Source organism: Streptomyces sp. NPDC054047 (genome assembly GCF_055585065.1).
This window is the reverse complement of record NZ_JBVJKV010000009.1, coordinates 270,691-286,642: the sequence shown is the minus strand read 5'-3', so window position 1 is coordinate 286,642 and position 15,952 is coordinate 270,691. Positions and strand designations below refer to the sequence as shown.

The window sequence follows — 15,952 nt, the reverse complement described above, 5'->3', positions numbered from 1 at the left end:
CTGGTGTTCAACGCCCTTGCTCCTGCCTGTCGTACGCCCCGTCGGGGTCTCGGTCGTAGGCCGCCAGCGCCTCGCGCGCCGCCTGCCGTGCGCTGTCCGCGAGGTCTACCGGGGAGACGATGTGGCCGTCCCCGCCGAGCCGCAGCGCGAGCCTGCGCAGCGAGGTGGGGTCCGGGGTGCGCAGCGTGATCCGCAGACCGCCGTCGGGGAGTTCCTCGGCGCTGTCGTGGGGGTAGTACTCGGCGACCCAGCGGCCGCCGGGCCCGACCTCGATGACCACCTCGGGGTCCTCGGCGGCGGGCTGCACGAGCCCCTCGGAGAGATCGCGCAGTTCGACCTCGGGCGGCGACGACGGCTCGTCCATGATCCTGATCTCGGCCACCCGGTCGAGGCGGAAGGTGCGGCGCGCCTCGGAGAGGTAGCACCACGCCTCCATGTAGGTGTGCCCGACGGCGAAGAGCCGGATCGGGTCCACCTCGCGCTCGGTGAGCTCGTCGCGCGCCGGTGAGTAGTAACGCAGCCAGAGCCTGCGCCGCTCGGAGATGGCACGGTCGACGTCGGCGAAGACGCCGCCCTCGGACTCGAAGGTCACCGAGAGCCGCGCGCTGGCGCCCGCGTTCTCACCGGCGGCCGTCTCCAGCTTGGCGGTGGCGCGCACCAGCGCCTGCCGGTCGCTCTCGCGCAGCCCCGGCAGGGTGGAGACCGCGCGGGCCGCCACCAGGAGCGCGGTGGCCTCGTCGGCGGCGAGCCGCAGGGGGGCCGCCACGTCGTCGGGGTTGTGCCACCAGATGCGGTCGCCGTCGGTGTCGATGTCCAGGAGGTCGCCGCCGCGGAAGCTGGTCCCGCACAGCGGCAGCACGTCCAGGTCCGAGATCAGCTCGTCCTCGGTGATCCCGAAGGCACGGGCCACGTCGCTGACGTGGGCGCCGGGGCGCTCGCGCAGATAGGTCACCAGGGAGAGCATCCGCCGGGTCTGGTCGATGGCGTTCGATGCCATGGTCGTCCCTCCCCTCAGCCCTTGGCCACGGCGCGCAGCCGGTCCACGACGTCGACCCGCAGCTCGGCCGGCTCCAGGACCACCACATCGGGCCCGAACTCCACCAGCCAGGCGTCGAGCCCGTGCCCGTACGGAATCTCCAACTCGTCCCACCCCTCGCCCACTTCACGTATGTGGGCGGCCTTGGCGCGCAGCGGATAGCCCGCGCCCGTTCGCAGTCTGATCAGAGCGGAGCGGTCGGCGCTCTCCCCCGCCCAGCTCGCCACGGTCTCGCGCACCGTGACCACGTCGGGGATGTCGGCGGTGAACTTGCCGGCCCGGGCGCGGACCTTCCCGGTGATGCGGGAGAGCCGGAAGACGCGCTCGGCGCCGCGGTCGCGGTCCCAGCCCGCGAGGTACCAGTGGCCGCGCCAGCACTCCAGGGCCCACGGCTCGACGTGGCGCTGCTCGGGGCGGGCGGCGGTGGCCTTGCGGTAGTCGAAGACGACCGGGCGGCGGTCGCGGCAGGCGAGCATCAGCGGCTCGAAGGAGGCCTCGTGCACGGGGATGCGCGGTTCGAGCGCGCTGTGCGCCCCGTACGGGTCGACGTCCTCGGGCAGGCCCGCGGCGCGCAGCTTCTGCAGGGCGCCGCTGGCGGCTCCGGCGAGGCGCGCCTGCTGCCAGACCTTGGCGGCCAGGCCGAGCGCGGCGGCTTCCTCGGCGTCGATGGTGATGGGCGGCAGGCGGTTGCTGTCGCGGCGCGCGAGGTAGCCCACCTCGCCGTCGAGGTTCTCCACCGTCTCGATGACCAGGCCGAGTTCGCGCAGATCGTCCTTGTCGCGCTCGAACATCCGGTTGAAGGAGTCGTCGGACCCCGCCTCCAGATAGGCCTCGATGGACTCGCGCAGCTCGCGCTTGCTCAGCGGCCGTCGCGTCCCGAGCAGACACAGCGCCAGGTTCATCAGCCGCTCGGCCTTGGCAATGGCCATCGACGCCCTTTCTCCACTTTGCTTCCGACCGCCGACCGTACCGCCCCGGGGTGTCGTGGCAAAAGCTAAGGGCAAGGGGGGCATCCCTGAGGGGATCCGTTGAGGGTGGTGGTGGGAGACGCGAGGGCCCATGCCGGAACAGGCATGGGCCCTCGGTGGACAGGTCTGGTCAGACCCTGTCCCCAGTCGTCGCTCAGACGCCTACGAGGTCGCAGACGAAGATCAGCGTCTCGCCGGGCGCGATGGCGCCGCCACCGGCGCCGCGGTCGCCGTACGCGAGGTGCGCGGGGATGGTCAGCCGGCGGCGTCCGCCGACCTTCATGCCCTGGACACCCTGGTCCCAGCCGGCGATGACCTGGCCGGCGCCCAGCTGGAACTGGAGCGGCGTGCCGCGGTTCCACGAGGCGTCGAACTCTTCACCGGTGGAGAAAGCCACGCCCACGTAGTGGACCTTGACGGTGGCGCCCGCCTTGGCCTCCGGGCCGTCGCCCTCCCAGATGTCCACGATCTCGAGGTCGGTGGGGACCGGACCGTCGGGGAAGTCGATCTCGGGCTTCTCGATGCTCACGTCACATGCTCCTGCTTGATACGAATGGCCAGCTGGGACAGTGTTACATCTTCGCGAGGATGTCCACGGAGAAGACCAGCGTGGAGTCCTTCTTGATGGTGCTGCCCTGCGGCGGCTGGTCGCCGTAACCAAGCTCCGGCGGGACGACGACCAGGACGCGGCTGCCGACCTTCTTGCCGGTCAGGCCCTGCGCCCAGCCCTTGACGACCTGCGCAAGCTGGAACGAGGCGAGCTGGCCGCTCTTGTACGAGGAGTCGAACTCCTTGCCGTCGGCCCACAGCACGCCCTTGTACTGGCACAGGAGGCTGTCGGTCTCCTTGATCTCGTCGCCGTCGCCCTCGAGGATGTAGTTCGCGACGAGCTTCTTCGGGGCGTCCTTCTTCGGGACGTCGATCTTGGGGGCCTTGCCGTCCGTGTTCGTGCCGACCTTGGGCAGGTCGATGTTGGACTGCGCGACCTCCTTGCCCTTGGCCGAGCTCTTGGCGCTGAAGGTGTCCACCAGGTCCACGACGAAGACCAGCGTGTCGCTGCCCTTGATGCCCGCCTGCTTGTTGCCCTCGGTGCCGTAACCCATCTTCGGGGGGATCGCGAGCTCCACGCGGCTGTCGAGCTTCTTGCCGACCAGGGCCTGGTCCCAGCCGGGGATGACCTGACCGGTGCCGATCGGGAAGACCGTGGGGTTGCCGCGGTCGTACGAGTTGTCGAAGACCTTGGCCGTGGCCCAGATCTGGCCGAGGTAGTTGGCCTGGAGGTAGTCGCCCTTCTTGACCTCGGCGCCCTTGCCCTCGATCAGCGTCTTGACCGCGAGGTCGGAGGACGGCTTCCCGGACCCCTTGGCGACGGTCGGCTTCTGGCCGAACTTCGTCCCCTTCGTGATCTCGGGCACGGGGCCGTCCACGATCTTCGCCGTCGGCGCGGCCGACGTCGAGTTGGAAGGGGAAGGGCTGTCGCTGGACTTGGCCTTGTCGGCCTTTTTGTCGTCACCACAGCCTGCCAGCGTGAGCAGGCCGGCCGGAACAGCGAGAAGAAGTGAGCGTCGGCGCACGGTGGGGGCCTCGTATCGGTCGATCTTGTCGGTTGGCGTGCGCGCAACTCTACGCATGGAGAAGGGCGCCGTACGAGGAACGTACGGCGCCCCGCGTTGCGTTCCCGCAACGCATCTCCTGTATCAGGGTTTACATACCGGCGATCAGTTTCTCCACCCGGTCGTCCACCGACCGGAAGGGGTCCTTGCACAACACGGTGCGCTGTGCCTGGTCGTTGAGCTTCAGGTGCACCCAGTCGACGGTGAAGTCGCGGCGCTGCTCCTGGGCCCGGCGGATGAAGTCGCCGCGCAGCCGCGCGCGGGTGGTCTGCGGCGGCACCGACTTGCCCTCGAAGATCTTCAAGTCGTTGCAGATGCGGGCGGCTTGGCCCTTCCTCTCCAGGAGGTAGTACAGCCCGCGACGGCGGTGGATGTCGTGATACGCGAGGTCTATCTGCGCGACCCGCGGATGCGACATGGTCATGTTGTTCTTCGCTCGGTACCGCTCGATGAGCTTGTACTTCATGACCCAGTCGATCTCGGTGCCGATGCGGTCGAGGTCCTCGGCCTCGATCGCGTCGAGCGTGCGGCCCCACAGCTCCAGGACCTGCTCGACCGTGCCCGTGCGGATGCCGCGGCGCTCCACGAAGTCCACGGCCTTCTCGTAGTACTCGCGCTGCACCTCGAGGGCCGAGGCCTCGCGGCCGCTGGCCAGCCGCACCTTGCGGCGGCCCGTGATGTCGTGGCTGACCTCGCGGATGGCCCGGATCGGGTTCTCCAGGGTCAGGTCACGCATCACCGTGCCCGCTTCGATCATGCGCAGGACGAGGTCGGTGGCGCCGACCTTCAGGAGCATGGTCGTCTCGGACATGTTCGAGTCGCCGACGATGACGTGCAGCCGGCGGTAGCGCTCGGCGTCCGCGTGTGGTTCGTCGCGGGTGTTGATGATCGGCCGGGAGCGGGTGGTCGCGGAGGAGACCCCTTCCCAGATGTGCTCGGCACGCTGGCTGACGCAGTACACGGCGCCGCGCGGAGTCTGCAGCACCTTGCCCGCGCCGCAGAGCAGCTGTCGCGTGACGAGGAAGGGAATGAGGATGTCCGCGAGCCGCGAGAACTCCCCGTGCCTGGCCACCAGATAGTTCTCGTGGCAGCCGTAGGAGTTTCCCGCCGAGTCGGTGTTGTTCTTGAAGAGATAGACGTCGCCCGCGATTCCCTCCTCGTGCAGGCGGCGTTCGGCGTCGACGAGCAGGCCTTCCAGAATGCGCTCGCCTGCTTTGTCGTGGGTGACCAGCTCGGTCACGTTGTCACATTCCGGTGTCGCGTATTCCGGATGTGACCCGACGTCAAGATAGAGGCGGGCGCCGTTCCGCAGAAAGACGTTGCTGCTGCGGCCCCATGAGACAACACGGCGGAAGAGGTAGCGCGCCACCTCGTCAGGCGACAGACGGCGCTGTCCCCTAAACGTGCACGTGACGCCGTACTCATTCTCCAGCCCGAAAATGCGGCGGTCCATGACTGAACATTACGCCTGATGCCCTGCCCTGAAACCGGGTTCGACGGCACCGTTTCGATCATTTTCCGATGAACCCGCAACGACCGCCGAATCTGCGGGGAGTACGAGCACCCGCGCCGTGGCCAGCAGAACAAGCAGCGCGGCCACACCCGCGAGCCCCGGAACGGCGAAGCCCCACCGCGTCCCGCCCCACTCCACGACCGGCCCCGCCGCGGCCGTGCCCAGCGACGCGCCGACCGTGAAGGTGGTCACGAGCCAGGAGAACGCCTCGGTGACGGTGCCCCGCGGGGCGTGCCGGTCGACGATGATGAACGCGCACGCGAGCGCCGGCGCGAGGAAGACTCCGGCGAGACCCGCGAGCGCCGTCATGGCGACCGCGCCCGGCGTCAGCGTCAACGGCCAGTAGCAGAGGGCCAGCAGGGCCACCAGGACGGTCAGCCGCTTCTCCGGCACCCCGGCCCACTGCCGCGCCCCGTACACCGACCCGCCGATCAGGGCGCCCAGCCCGAGCGCCGCCAGCATCCAGCCGTACACCGCGTCGCCGCCGTGCGCGTCGGCGTACGACACACCGGCGACGGTGATGGACCCGAGCGCCATGCCGATGAAGAGGAACGCGCCGAGCAGCGCGATGAGCCCCCGCGAGCGCAGCGCGCCCAGCCAGTGCGCCTCACGGGGCGCCGAGCGCCACGCGCGCGAGGGCTGCGACATCACCACGGAGAGGGCGCCGAGCACCCCGATGACGTTCACGACCAGCAGGGCCGCCTGCTCCGACCAGAGCGCGACGCAGCCGGTGATGAGCAACGGCCCGACGGTGAACATGACTTCCTGGGCGATGGCGTCCATGGCGTACGCCGTGTGCACCTGCTCCTCCTTGCCCAGGACGCTCGGCCACAGCGCGCGCAGGCCGCCCTCCAGGGGCGGCGTGAAGAGACCGGCCACGCCCACCGCGACGTAGGCGAGGGCGAGCGAATCGGGTCCGGTGAAGGCGAAGCCCGCCATGCCGAGGGCGGAGAGGACCGCCGAGGGGAGCTGGATCCGCGGCTGTCCGTAGAGGTCCACCAGGCGGCCGAGCAGCGGCTGCCCCACCGCGTTGGCCACGCCGTACACCGCGGCCAGAGCACCGGCCAGGGTGTACGTGCCGCCCTCGGCGCGGATGAACAGCACGATGGCGATCGCGGCGGTCGCGTTCGGCAGCCGGCCCACCAGGGTGCCCGCGAGCAGCCGCCCGGCGTATCTCGTCCGGAGGATCTCCACGTATCCGGCAGCCATGCTTCCCGCCCCTCCGCCGGTGCCGTCGCACCGAGGTTTTACGTATAACTTCGAGCGTCATACGTACCATGAGCGCTCACCGCGGGTCCACCTCGATCGCACCCCGCGGCACCGACCTGGGAGGTACCAGAAGTGGCCGGGCCACAGCAGGAGGCCACGGGGCCACGCCCCACGAGCCGCGACGTCGCACGCGCCGCCGGGGTGTCCCAGGCCACCGTCTCCCTCGTCCTCGGCGAGAAATGGCGCGGCCGCGTCGCCGAACGCACCGCGCAGCGCGTCCGGGACACCGCACGCGAGCTGGGCTACCGCCCCAACCTCGCGGCCCGCAACCTCCGCCTCGGCCGCACCAGGACCGCGCTGCTCGTCGTCCCCGCCCTGACGAACGAGTTCTTCGCCCGCGTCTACACCGGAGCCGCCCGCGTCGCCGCCGAGCACGGCTTCGGCGTCGTCCTCTACCCCTCCCCCGAGGGCGTCGGCCCCGCCCGCGACCCCTTCGGCTCCAGCCGCGCCGCCCTCGACGGCATCCTCGCGTCCTCCATGGCCTCCGACGCCCTGGCCACCATCCAGGGCGACGCGCTCCCCCTGGTCATGCTCGACAGCGACCCGGCGGGCAGCCTCGGCGCGGCCACCGTCAACCTCGACATCGGCGACGGCATGCGCCAGGTGACCGAGCACCTCCTCGCCCTGGGCCACCGCGACTTCCTGCACCTGGCCGCGGGCGTCGACTCCTGGACCTTCGACGTACGCTCCGACGCCCTCGCGGCGGCCCTGAGCGGCACCGACACGGCCGTACGCACCGCCCGGGCACTCCTGACCGTCGACGACGCCCGCACGGCCGCTGAGGCCGCTCTCTCCGCTCCCGGCCCCCGCCCCACCGCGCTCGTCTGCGACGACGACATCCTCGCCGCGGGCGCCTGCAAGGCCGCCCGCAGACTGGGCCTGCGGGTGCCCGAGGACCTCTCGGTGACCGGCTTCGACGACCTCACCCTGGCGACCGCCGTGGAACCCGAACTCACCACCGTGCGGCTGCCCGCCGAGCACTTCGGCGAGCGCGGCATGACGTCCCTGCTCGCCGTCCTGGACGGCCACGCGCCCCGGCCCGACCTCCTCCCCGTCGAGCTGGTGATCCGCGGCTCGACGGCCCCCGCCGCCCGCTAGCCCACACACGCCTACGCCCCGCGCACCGGCCGCGGGGCCGGGACACGGGGCGTACGACGAACCGAACTACTCCTCGGTGGACCCTGACTCGGAGGCGGAACCGGAGCCCGATTCGGCATCCGGCTCCTCGTTGTCGGAATCGGCGTCCGTGGGCGCCGACGCGTCCCCTTCGAGCAGCCGCGCGAGCTGACGCCCCACGATCCGCTTGAACTTGCGCTGCTGCGGCCGCGTACGGTCCAGCACCGCCACCTCGAGCCGCTCCGCGGGGATCTCCCGCTCGCTGCCGTTCGTGTCGCGGGACAGCGACTGCACGGCCAGCTTCAACGCCTCGGCGAGCGTCATCCCGTCACGATGACGCTGGTCGAGATACGTGCTGATCTGCTCGGCGTTGCCGCCGACCGCGACCGAGCCGTGCTCGTCCACGATCGAACCGTCGTGCGGCAGCCGGTAGATCTGATCGGCGTCGGCCGTGGCACCCACCTCGGCGACGACCAGCTCCACCTCGTAGGGCTTCTCCGCCTGGCTCGAGAAGATCGTGCCCAGCGTCTGGGCATAGACGTTCGCGAGACCACGGGCCGTCACGTCGTCACGGTCGTACGTGTACCCCCGCAGATCGGCGTACCGCACGCCGCCGATCCGCAGGTTCTCGTACTCGTTGTACTTGCCGGCGGCCGCGAAGCCGATCCGGTCATAGATCTCGCTGAACTTGTGCAGCGCACGGGACGGGTTCTCGCCGACGAACACGATGCCATCGGCGAACTGCAGCACAACAAGGCTGCGACCACGGGCGATGCCCTTGCGGGCGTATTCCGCCCGGTCGGCCATGGCCTGCTGGGGTGAGACATAGAACGGCGTCGACACCGGCTATCCGTCCCTTTCTGTCAGTGACTCAGTCAGTGGCGAATACGGATCGATCAGAGCAGCGAGGCCCGCGGACCGTCGGGCTGCTCCAGGCGCCGCTCGAGGATCGAGCGGGCGATCTCGGACGACTCCTCGTCCCCCAGTCGCCGGAACCCCTCGTCGGAGATCACGGTGACGATCGGATAGATCCGACGGGCGACGTCCGGACCACCCGTCGCCGAGTCGTCGTCCGCCGCGTCGTACAACGCCTGCACGACGAGCGTCGTCGCTTCCTGTTCCGAGAGGTCGTTGCGGTAGAGCTTCTTCATCGCACCACGCGCGAAGACCGAACCGGAGCCGGTGGCCGCGAAGCCGTGCTCCTCGGAACGGCCGCCCGTGACGTCGTAACTGAAGATGCGCCCCTTCTCGCGGTCCACGTCGTACCCCGCGAAGAGCGGGACGACGGCCAGGCCCTGCATGGCCATTCCCAGGTTCGACCGGATCATCGTGGAGAGACGATTGGCCTTGCCCTCCAGGGAGAGCGTGGCGCCCTCGACCTTCTCGAAGTGCTCGAGCTCCAGCTGGAAGAGCTTGACCATCTCCACGGCGAGACCGGCGGTGCCGGCGATGCCGACGGCCGAGTACTCGTCGGCCGGGAAGACCTTCTCGATGTCGCGCTGCGCGATGACGTTGCCCATGGTGGCCCGCCGGTCACCGGCGAGCACCACGCCGCCGGGGAACGTCGTCGCCACGATCGTCGTGCCGTGCGGCGCCTCGATCACGCCCTGCGTGGGCGGCAACTGCCGGTTGCCGGGCAGGATCGCGGGCTGATGCTCGGACAGAAAGTCCATGAAGGACGAAGAACCAGGCGTCAGGAAGGCAGCTGGTAGACGCCCGGTGCTACGAGTGTTGGCTTCCACGGGTTTCCTTCCAGGTAGGCAGCGGCTCGGTGCATTGCGTCTGTGTTTTCCCTCAACAGGCCAAGGCCAGCGTTGCAGTTGAAGCACAGTACGCCACGGACCTTACCCGTCTCGTGACAGTGATCCACATGTACCGCCGGAGCAGCCAAGCAGATGCAACAAACGCCCTTCTGAGCGGCGATCAACTCATCTCGCTCGGCCACGGAGATGCCGTACTCAGGCCGCAGGTGCCCCTCAGGACCCGCTGCCGCTTTGCAGGCCTTGCAGCGACTCGCCAAGCCGTCAGCCGCGCTGCTCTTCCCTTTGGCTTCCTGGCGCTGCCGGTAGTACTCAGCAGAGCACTCCCTGCAGTAAGCCCGGAGGCCATCCGGCATCGACTTGTCGCTGGCGAACGCCGCATGCTCCCGAGTCTGCCGACGTCGGGAGCACCGCTGGGAGCCATCCGACTTCATGTCCGGTCTGCCCTACTGTCCACCCTTTTGCACGAAGCTTCGAACGAAATCCTCGGCGTTCTCTTCGAGCACATCATCGATTTCGTCGAGGACGGAGTCCACGTCGTCGCTCAACTTCTCCTGGCGCTCCTTGAGGTCCTCGGAGCCCTGCGCTTCCTCTGTCTGCTCCTCGACCTCCTCGGTGGAACGCGTCGCCTTCTGCTGTCCGCCGCCGGTGTCCTTGGTCGCCATCTACCTCACCCCGCTCGTTAGGTGCGATGCACTTGATCAGACCCTATAAGCCAGGTCTGACATCGGCCCCGTAGTTACTGCAACGTCCGGGGACCACCTCGATGATTCCCACACGCCGGGCCTTTCAGCCTCCGGAGAGCACCCGAACCAGGTCCTCTGCCGTGCGGCAGCGGTCCAGGAGCTCCTTCACGTGGTTCCGCGTGCCGCGCAGCGGTTCCAGTGTGGGCACCCGCTGGAGCGAGTCGCGGCCCGGCAGGTCGAAGATGACCGAATCCCACGAGGCCGCGGCCACGTCGTCCGCGTACTGCTCCAGGCACCGGCCGCGGAAGTACGCGCGGGTGTCCTCCGGCGGCTTGGTCTGGGCGCGCTCGACCTGTGGCTCCTCCAGGAGCCGCTTCATCTTGCCGCGGGCCACCAGACGGTTGTAGAGGCCCTTGTCGGGCCGTACGTCCGCGTACTGGAGGTCGACCAGGTGCAGCCGCGCCGCGTCCCAGTCGAGGCTGTCACGGCGGCGGTAGCCCTCCATGAGCTCCCGCTTGGCGACCCAGTCGAGCTCCCCGGAGAGGCTCATCGGATCGCTCTCCAGGCGGCCCAGGACGTCTTCCCAGCGGGCGAGGACGTCCTTGGTCTGTTCGTCGGCCTCGGAGCCGTACCGCTCCTCCACGTACTTGCGGGCCAGCTCGAAGTACTCCATCTGGAGCTGGACAGCGGTGAGTGTGCGACCGCTGCGGAGCGTGATCAGGCGCTTGAGCGTCGGGTCGTGCGAGACCTGGTGCAGGGTGCGCACGGGCTGGTCGATGGCGAGATCCACCGCGATGAAGCCGTCCTCGATCATGGCGAGGACCAGGGACGTGGTGCCCAGCTTCAGATACGTCGAGATCTCGGAGAGGTTCGCGTCGCCGATGATCACGTGCAGGCGGCGGTACTTCTCGGCGTCCGAGTGCGGCTCGTCCCGGGTGTTGATGATGGGCCGCTTGAGGGTGGTCTCCAGGCCCACCTCGACCTCGAAGTAGTCGGCGCGCTGGCTGAGCTGGAAGCCGTGCTCGTGGCCGTCCTGGCCGATGCCGACGCGGCCGGCGCCGGTGATGACCTGGCGGGACACGAAGAACGGCGTCAGGTGGCGCACGATGTCCGAGAAGGGGGTCTCCCGCTTCATCAGGTAGTTCTCGTGCGTGCCGTACGAGGCGCCCTTGTTGTCGGTGTTGTTCTTGTAGAGGTGGATCGGCTGGGCGCCGGGCAGCTGCGCGGCGCGTTCGGCCGCCTCCGCCATGATGCGTTCGCCCGCCTTGTCCCACAGGACGGCGTCCCAGGGGTTGGTGACCTCGGGTGAGCTGTACTCGGGGTGTGCGTGGTCCACGTAGAGGCGCGCCCCATTGGTGAGGATCACGTTGGCGAGGCCGATGTCCTCGTCGGTGAGCTGACTGGCATCGGCTGTCTCACGGGCGAGGTCGAAGCCCCGTGCGTCCCGCAGGGGGTTCTCCTCCTCGAAGTCCCAGCGGGCGCGTCGCGCCCGGTGCATCGCCGCGGCGTAGGCGTTGACGATCTGGGACGAGGTGAGCATGGCATTGGCGTTCGGGTGGCCGGGGACGGAGATGCCGTACTCCGTCTCGATGCCCATTACTCGCCGTACGGTCATGCGGCCCTCCTTGCCCGGCGGCGCTCCCATTCGGGTGCGGCGCTCAAGTACCGCTGGTTCTCCGGTGCGTGTGCGGTGCCCGTCCCCGCACTGCGCGACTCGGCGGTACCGAAGAGCCTAGAGCGCCTTTGCGCTGGTGGGGAGATCATTGCCTTCATTGAAAAACAGACAGCTGCGGGTACCCACGAAGGACACCCGCAGCCGCCCTGTCTTCTACAGGTACTGACCGGTGTTCGCCACCGTGTCGATGGAGCGTCCGGTGTCCGCGCCCTGCTTTCCGGTGACGAGCGTACGGATGTAGACGATCCGTTCGCCCTTCTTGCCGGAGATGCGGGCCCAGTCGTCCGGGTTCGTGGTGTTGGGCAGGTCCTCGTTCTCCTTGAACTCGTCGATGCAAGCCTGGAGGAGGTGAGAGACCCTGATGCCCTTCTGGTTGGCGTCGAGGAAGGCCTTGATGGCCATCTTCTTGGCGCGTCCGACGATGTTCTCGATCATGGCGCCGGAGTTGAAGTCCTTGAAGTACAGGACTTCCTTGTCGCCGTTGGCGTACGTCACCTCGAGGAAGCGGTTCTCCTCGGACTCCGCGTACATCTGCTCCACGACCGACTGGATCATGCCGTCCACAGTGGTGCGCCGGTCGGCGCTGTGCTCGGCGAGGTCGTCCGCGTGCAGCGGGAGCCGCTCGGTGAGGTACTTGGCGAAGATGTCCTTCGCCGCCTGGGCGTCCGGGCGCTCGATCTTGATCTTTACGTCGAGTCGTCCTGGCCGCAGGATCGCCGGGTCGATCATGTCCTCACGGTTGGAGGCACCGATGACGATGACGTTCTCCAGGCCTTCCACGCCGTCGATCTCGGCGAGCAGCTGGGGGACGATGGTGTTCTCCACGTCCGAGCTGACTCCGGATCCGCGGGTGCGGAAGAGGGATTCCATCTCGTCGAAGAAGACGATGACGGGGGTGCCCTCGCTCGCCTTCTCCCTCGCACGCTGGAAGACCAGGCGGATGTGACGCTCGGTCTCGCCGACGTACTTGTTGAGGAGTTCGGGGCCCTTGATATTGAGGAAGAAGCTCTTCCCCTGGGCCGCCCCGGTCACCTCGGCGACCTTCTTGGCAAGCGAGTTGGCGACGGCCTTGGCGATCAGTGTCTTGCCGCAGCCGGGGGGCCCGTACAGCAGGACGCCCTTGGGCGGCCGCAGTTCGTGCTCCCTGAAGAGGTCCGGGTAGAGGTAGGGGAGCTCGACCGCGTCGCGGATCAGCTCGATCTGGTTGCCCAGACCGCCGATCTGCTCGTAGCCGATGTCCGGCACCTCTTCGAGGACGAGCTCTTCGACCTCGCTCTTGGGAACCACTTCGTACACGTAGCCGGAGCGGGGTTCGAGCAGGAGTGCGTCGCCGGGGCGGATGGTGACGTCGAGGAGTGGTTCGGCGAGCCGGACCACCCGCTCCTCGTCGGTGTGCCCGACCACCAGGGCCCTCTCGCCGTCCTCGAGGATCTCCTTGAGGGTGACGATGTCGCCGACGCTCTCGTACTCCATGGCCTCGACCACGTTGAGCGCTTCGTTGAGCATGACTTCCTGGCCGCGCCTGAGCTCTTCGAGCTCCACGCTGGGGCTGACGTTCACCCGGAGCTTGCGGCCCCCGGTGAAGATGTCCGCCGTGCCGTCCTCGTTCGCCACGAGGAAGACTCCGAAGCCGGCCGGCGGCTGCGCGAGCCGGTCGACTTCCTCCTTGAGGGCCACGATCTGGTCGCGGGCCTCACGGAGCGTGTTGGCGAGCCGCTCGTTCTGGGCGGACACGCCGGCCAGATTGGTCTGCAGCTCGACGATCCGCTCTTCGAGAATTCTCGTATGCCGCGGAGAGTCGGCGAGCTTGCGTCGCAGGACGGCGATTTCCTGCTCGAGATAGGCAACCTGACCGGCGGGGTCATCAGACCCTCGCCCCGGCCGGATGCCGCGGTTGATGTCGTCGTCGTGGGCTGCCACGGTCCTCACCTCCTCCAAGGGGAGCTGGACGCTTCCAGACCCTACCTGGGTGGGTGTCGATTGAAACCCCTAGATCACAAAGACGGTCGAGGTGTGTCCGATCTTCACCCTTGCGCTCTCCCTCACACCAGGTGAATACCCACCCAACAACATCGGAAAGCGGGCGGTTGTATCGTCGAAGTGTTCAACACCCGTCAGGGCTGGCCCGACTTGCGCTTGAGTCGGTTCGCTCGACGCAGCGATCGGCAGGAGAAATGACCGTGCAGAACGAGGCTGGGGCCGACCCCGAGGGCCGCGATCTCCTGGAGGTCTGGATCGACCAGGACCTCTGTACCGGAGACGGCATCTGCGCGCAGTACGCGCCCGAGGTCTTCGAGCTGGACATCGATGGTCTGGCCTATGTGAAGAGCGGGGACGACGAGCTCCTGCAGACGCCGGGCGCCACAACGCCCGTACCGTCGCAGCTTCTGCGCGACGTCGCGGACTCGGCCAAGGAGTGCCCCGGCGACTGCATCCACGTGCGTCGCGTTTCGGACAGCGTGGAGGTCTACGGCCCCGACGCGGCCTGAGAGCGCTAACTCGTCGACGAAGAAGGGCCTGTGCCCGCCGCTGGACGGCGCACACAGGCCCTTCTTCGTGTCGTGACGGTCACACGCTGTGCGCCCCGGCCGGGGTGGACCGTGCGAACGTGCCGTCCTTCCATTGCCACTTGGCCTCGTCCTCGATGTCCGGGCAGCAGCTGGGCACGTTCGGTGACGAGTAGCCGAGGAGCGTGGCCGTGATCACGCCGTCACGTACCGCGAAGTCGCTGACGTTCTGGCGGTCCTTCGGGTCGACGAGGGTGGCGACGACCCGGGGCTTGCCCTCCGTGGCGCGCGTGACCACGTACACGCCGTCGGGCGGTGTGCCCGATCCGGCGGCGCAGTGCACCACGGCGACGGTCTCGGGTCTGCCGTCCCCGTCGAGGTCCCCGGTGGCCTTCTTCTTGACGACGGGTTTCACGCTGCCGCAGGCGACGGGGTACGTGACGGTGGCCGGATCCGGGGCCTGTACGGGAGCGGGGGCCGCCGCCGTCTTGCTGGAGGGCTCGGAGCCCGGCTGGGCGGCGTTCGCGGGGTCGGGCTGGAGGAAGGCGGAGCCCGCGACGACGGCGGCGAGCGCGGCCGCGGTGGCCAGCCAGTGGATGGGGCGGGTGGTGGTGTGTGCCAGTTCCGGGACGGCGGGGTGCTGCACGAGGAGTGTCTCCTGTGAGGGCTGTGCCGGTGGGGGAGGTGGCCAGCATCGTGCCATACCTCACAGTGCGGCGGAACACCGGGGTCGACGCCGGGTCGCTCGGCTTTTGTGAACGGAAAGGCGCCGCCGCCGAGTTCCCCGGTCGAAGGGGGAACTCGGCGGCGGCGCCTGTGCGTTCAGCGGGTGGACGCGGATGCCTGCGCGGTCGGAGCCGTCAGTCCTCAGCGCGGGGCGTGCCGCCGCCGGCGTTCGGGCCGGTGTAGTCCTCGCCGTAGGCGCCCTTGGAGGGGCGGCGGCGGCGCATGGGCGGCTCGACGCCGTCCGCGAGGCGGCGGGCGGTGAGCAGGAAGCCGGTGTGGCCGATCATGCGGTGGTCGGGGCGGACGGCGAGGCCCTCGACGTGCCAGTTGCGGATCATCGATTCCCAGGCGGTCGGCTCGTTGAAGCCGCCGATCTCGCGGATGGACTCGACGGTCCTGGCGAGCTGGGTGGTGGTCGCGACGTAGCAGCAGAGGATGCCGCCGGGGACGAGCGCCTTGGAGACGACGTCCAGGCACTCCCAGGGAGCGAGCATGTCGAGGATGACGCGGTCGACCTCGGTGTCGCTCAGGTTGTCCTGGAGGTCGCCGACGGTGAGCTGCCAGGCGGGGTGCGGGGCGCCGAAGTAGCGCTCCACGTTCTGCTGGGCGATCTCGGCGAAGTCCTCGCGGCGCTCGTACGAGTGCAGCATCCCCTCGTCGCCGATGGCGCGCAGGAGGAAGCTGCTGAGCGAGCCGGAGCCCACACCCGCCTCGACGACGCGGGCGCCGGGGAAGATGTCCGCGAAGGCCAGGATCTGCCCCGCGTCCTTGGGGTAGACCACGGCGGCGCCGCGGGGCATGGACAGGACGTAGTCGGGGAGCAGGGGGCGCAGCGCGAGGTAGGCGACGTTTCCCGTGGTGCGGACAACGCTGCCCTCGGGAGCACCGATCAGCTCGTCGTGGGGGAAGGAACCCTTGTGGGTGTGGAAGTTCTTCCCGGCCTCGAGCGTGAACGTGTAGTGGCGGCCCTTGGGGTCGGTGAGCTGTACCTGGTCCCCGACCTTGAAGGGCCCGCGTCGGCGGGCGGCACCGGTCGGTTCGGACATGTGACCAGCCTACCGGCCCCCGCGCGGGCCGTGGACC

Annotated in this window: 16 protein-coding genes; 2 read left to right on the top strand and 14 right to left on the bottom strand. The window is 68.9% G+C overall.

The window, feature by feature from the left end; all coding sequences use genetic code 11:
* Positions 1-7: 7 nt before the first annotated feature.
* The 6 genes from ACZ6ZP_RS29965 to ACZ6ZP_RS29940 all read right to left on the bottom strand — a co-directional run bounded on the left by ACZ6ZP_RS29965 (position 8) and on the right by ACZ6ZP_RS29940 (position 6,339).
* Positions 8-997: a helix-turn-helix transcriptional regulator gene (locus ACZ6ZP_RS29965; protein ID WP_351164977.1), complete on the bottom strand. Its 990-nt coding sequence runs from the start codon at positions 995-997 to the stop codon at positions 8-10.
* A gap of 14 nt (positions 998-1,011) precedes the next feature.
* Positions 1,012-1,965, bottom strand: a complete 954-nt coding sequence (locus ACZ6ZP_RS29960; RefSeq protein ID WP_469409033.1) for a helix-turn-helix transcriptional regulator — start codon at positions 1,963-1,965, stop codon at positions 1,012-1,014.
* Positions 1,966-2,158: 193 nt separating this feature from the next.
* Entirely contained in the window at positions 2,159-2,533 is a 375-nt protein-coding gene (locus tag ACZ6ZP_RS29955; protein ID WP_351164979.1) for an FKBP-type peptidyl-prolyl cis-trans isomerase, read from the bottom strand.
* A 43-nt stretch (positions 2,534-2,576) separates the two neighbouring features.
* Positions 2,577-3,578: an FKBP-type peptidyl-prolyl cis-trans isomerase gene (locus tag ACZ6ZP_RS29950; RefSeq protein ID WP_351165153.1), complete on the bottom strand. Its 1,002-nt coding sequence runs from the start codon at positions 3,576-3,578 to the stop codon at positions 2,577-2,579.
* Between the two features lie 130 nt (positions 3,579-3,708).
* Positions 3,709-5,070 (bottom strand): Pup--protein ligase, encoded by a 1,362-nt coding sequence (gene pafA, locus ACZ6ZP_RS29945; protein ID WP_135334215.1) that lies wholly within the window; start codon positions 5,068-5,070, stop codon positions 3,709-3,711.
* 9 nt (positions 5,071-5,079) lie between these two features.
* A complete protein-coding gene (locus tag ACZ6ZP_RS29940) occupies positions 5,080-6,339 on the bottom strand; it encodes an MFS transporter (protein WP_351164981.1) in 1,260 nt (419 codons plus the stop codon).
* 132 nt (positions 6,340-6,471) lie between these two features.
* Between ACZ6ZP_RS29940 and ACZ6ZP_RS29935 the strand changes: the two genes are divergently transcribed.
* Positions 6,472-7,497: a LacI family DNA-binding transcriptional regulator gene (locus ACZ6ZP_RS29935; protein ID WP_366463436.1), complete on the top strand. Its 1,026-nt coding sequence runs from the start codon at positions 6,472-6,474 to the stop codon at positions 7,495-7,497.
* 66 nt (positions 7,498-7,563) lie between these two features.
* Here ACZ6ZP_RS29935 and prcA read toward each other — a convergent pair whose 3' ends face one another.
* From prcA to arc, 6 genes are all read right to left on the bottom strand, one after another.
* Positions 7,564-8,358: a proteasome subunit alpha gene (gene prcA, locus ACZ6ZP_RS29930; RefSeq protein ID WP_366463435.1), complete on the bottom strand. Its 795-nt coding sequence runs from the start codon at positions 8,356-8,358 to the stop codon at positions 7,564-7,566.
* Between the two features lie 53 nt (positions 8,359-8,411).
* The gene (gene prcB / locus ACZ6ZP_RS29925; RefSeq protein ID WP_351164984.1) at positions 8,412-9,257 is read right to left on the bottom strand and encodes a proteasome subunit beta; all 846 of its coding nucleotides are present in this window, start codon (positions 9,255-9,257) and stop codon (positions 8,412-8,414) included.
* Positions 9,209-9,631: an endonuclease VII domain-containing protein gene (locus ACZ6ZP_RS29920; RefSeq protein WP_469409030.1), complete on the bottom strand. Its 423-nt coding sequence runs from the start codon at positions 9,629-9,631 to the stop codon at positions 9,209-9,211. The genes prcB and ACZ6ZP_RS29920 overlap by 49 nt, the downstream gene beginning before the upstream one ends.
* A gap of 90 nt (positions 9,632-9,721) precedes the next feature.
* Entirely contained in the window at positions 9,722-9,940 is a 219-nt protein-coding gene (locus tag ACZ6ZP_RS29915) for a ubiquitin-like protein Pup (protein WP_249590985.1), read from the bottom strand.
* A gap of 124 nt (positions 9,941-10,064) precedes the next feature.
* Positions 10,065-11,576: a depupylase/deamidase Dop gene (dop, locus tag ACZ6ZP_RS29910; RefSeq protein WP_351164988.1), complete on the bottom strand. Its 1,512-nt coding sequence runs from the start codon at positions 11,574-11,576 to the stop codon at positions 10,065-10,067.
* 213 nt (positions 11,577-11,789) lie between these two features.
* Positions 11,790-13,556, bottom strand: a complete 1,767-nt coding sequence (gene arc / locus ACZ6ZP_RS29905; protein ID WP_351164990.1) for a proteasome ATPase — start codon at positions 13,554-13,556, stop codon at positions 11,790-11,792.
* A 254-nt stretch (positions 13,557-13,810) separates the two neighbouring features.
* On the opposite strand from arc, the gene ACZ6ZP_RS29900 reads away from it, so the two are divergent.
* Positions 13,811-14,125: a ferredoxin gene (locus ACZ6ZP_RS29900; protein WP_351164991.1), complete on the top strand. Its 315-nt coding sequence runs from the start codon at positions 13,811-13,813 to the stop codon at positions 14,123-14,125.
* Positions 14,126-14,204: 79 nt separating this feature from the next.
* On the opposite strand, the gene ACZ6ZP_RS29895 is transcribed toward ACZ6ZP_RS29900, so the two are convergent.
* A complete protein-coding gene (locus tag ACZ6ZP_RS29895; protein ID WP_361463148.1) occupies positions 14,205-14,789 on the bottom strand; it encodes a hypothetical protein in 585 nt (194 codons plus the stop codon).
* Between the two features lie 214 nt (positions 14,790-15,003).
* Positions 15,004-15,915 carry a tRNA (adenine-N1)-methyltransferase gene (locus tag ACZ6ZP_RS29890; RefSeq protein ID WP_351164993.1) on the bottom strand — a complete coding sequence of 304 codons (912 nt, stop codon included), beginning with the start codon at positions 15,913-15,915 and terminating at the stop codon, positions 15,004-15,006.
* Between the last annotated feature and the right edge of the window lie 37 nt (positions 15,916-15,952).

What these genes read in the sequence shown, in the direction of transcription:
- ACZ6ZP_RS29965 (WP_351164977.1), bottom strand. Translation starts at nt 997, where the DNA reads ATGGCATCGAACGCCATCGACCAGACCCGGCGGATGCTCTCCCTGGTG.
- ACZ6ZP_RS29960 (WP_469409033.1), bottom strand. Translation starts at nt 1,965, where the DNA reads ATGGCCATTGCCAAGGCCGAGCGGCTGATGAACCTGGCGCTGTGTCTG.
- pafA (WP_135334215.1), bottom strand. Translation starts at nt 5,070, where the DNA reads ATGGACCGCCGCATTTTCGGGCTGGAGAATGAGTACGGCGTCACGTGC.
- ACZ6ZP_RS29940 (WP_351164981.1), bottom strand. Translation starts at nt 6,339, where the DNA reads ATGGCTGCCGGATACGTGGAGATCCTCCGGACGAGATACGCCGGGCGG.
- ACZ6ZP_RS29920 (WP_469409030.1), bottom strand. Translation starts at nt 9,631, where the DNA reads ATGCCGGATGGCCTCCGGGCTTACTGCAGGGAGTGCTCTGCTGAGTAC.
- ACZ6ZP_RS29915 (WP_249590985.1), bottom strand. Translation starts at nt 9,940, where the DNA reads ATGGCGACCAAGGACACCGGCGGCGGACAGCAGAAGGCGACGCGTTCC.
- dop (WP_351164988.1), bottom strand. Translation starts at nt 11,576, where the DNA reads ATGACCGTACGGCGAGTAATGGGCATCGAGACGGAGTACGGCATCTCC.
- ACZ6ZP_RS29900 (WP_351164991.1), top strand. Translation starts at nt 13,811, where the DNA reads ATGACCGTGCAGAACGAGGCTGGGGCCGACCCCGAGGGCCGCGATCTC.
- ACZ6ZP_RS29890 (WP_351164993.1), bottom strand. Translation starts at nt 15,915, where the DNA reads ATGTCCGAACCGACCGGTGCCGCCCGCCGACGCGGGCCCTTCAAGGTC.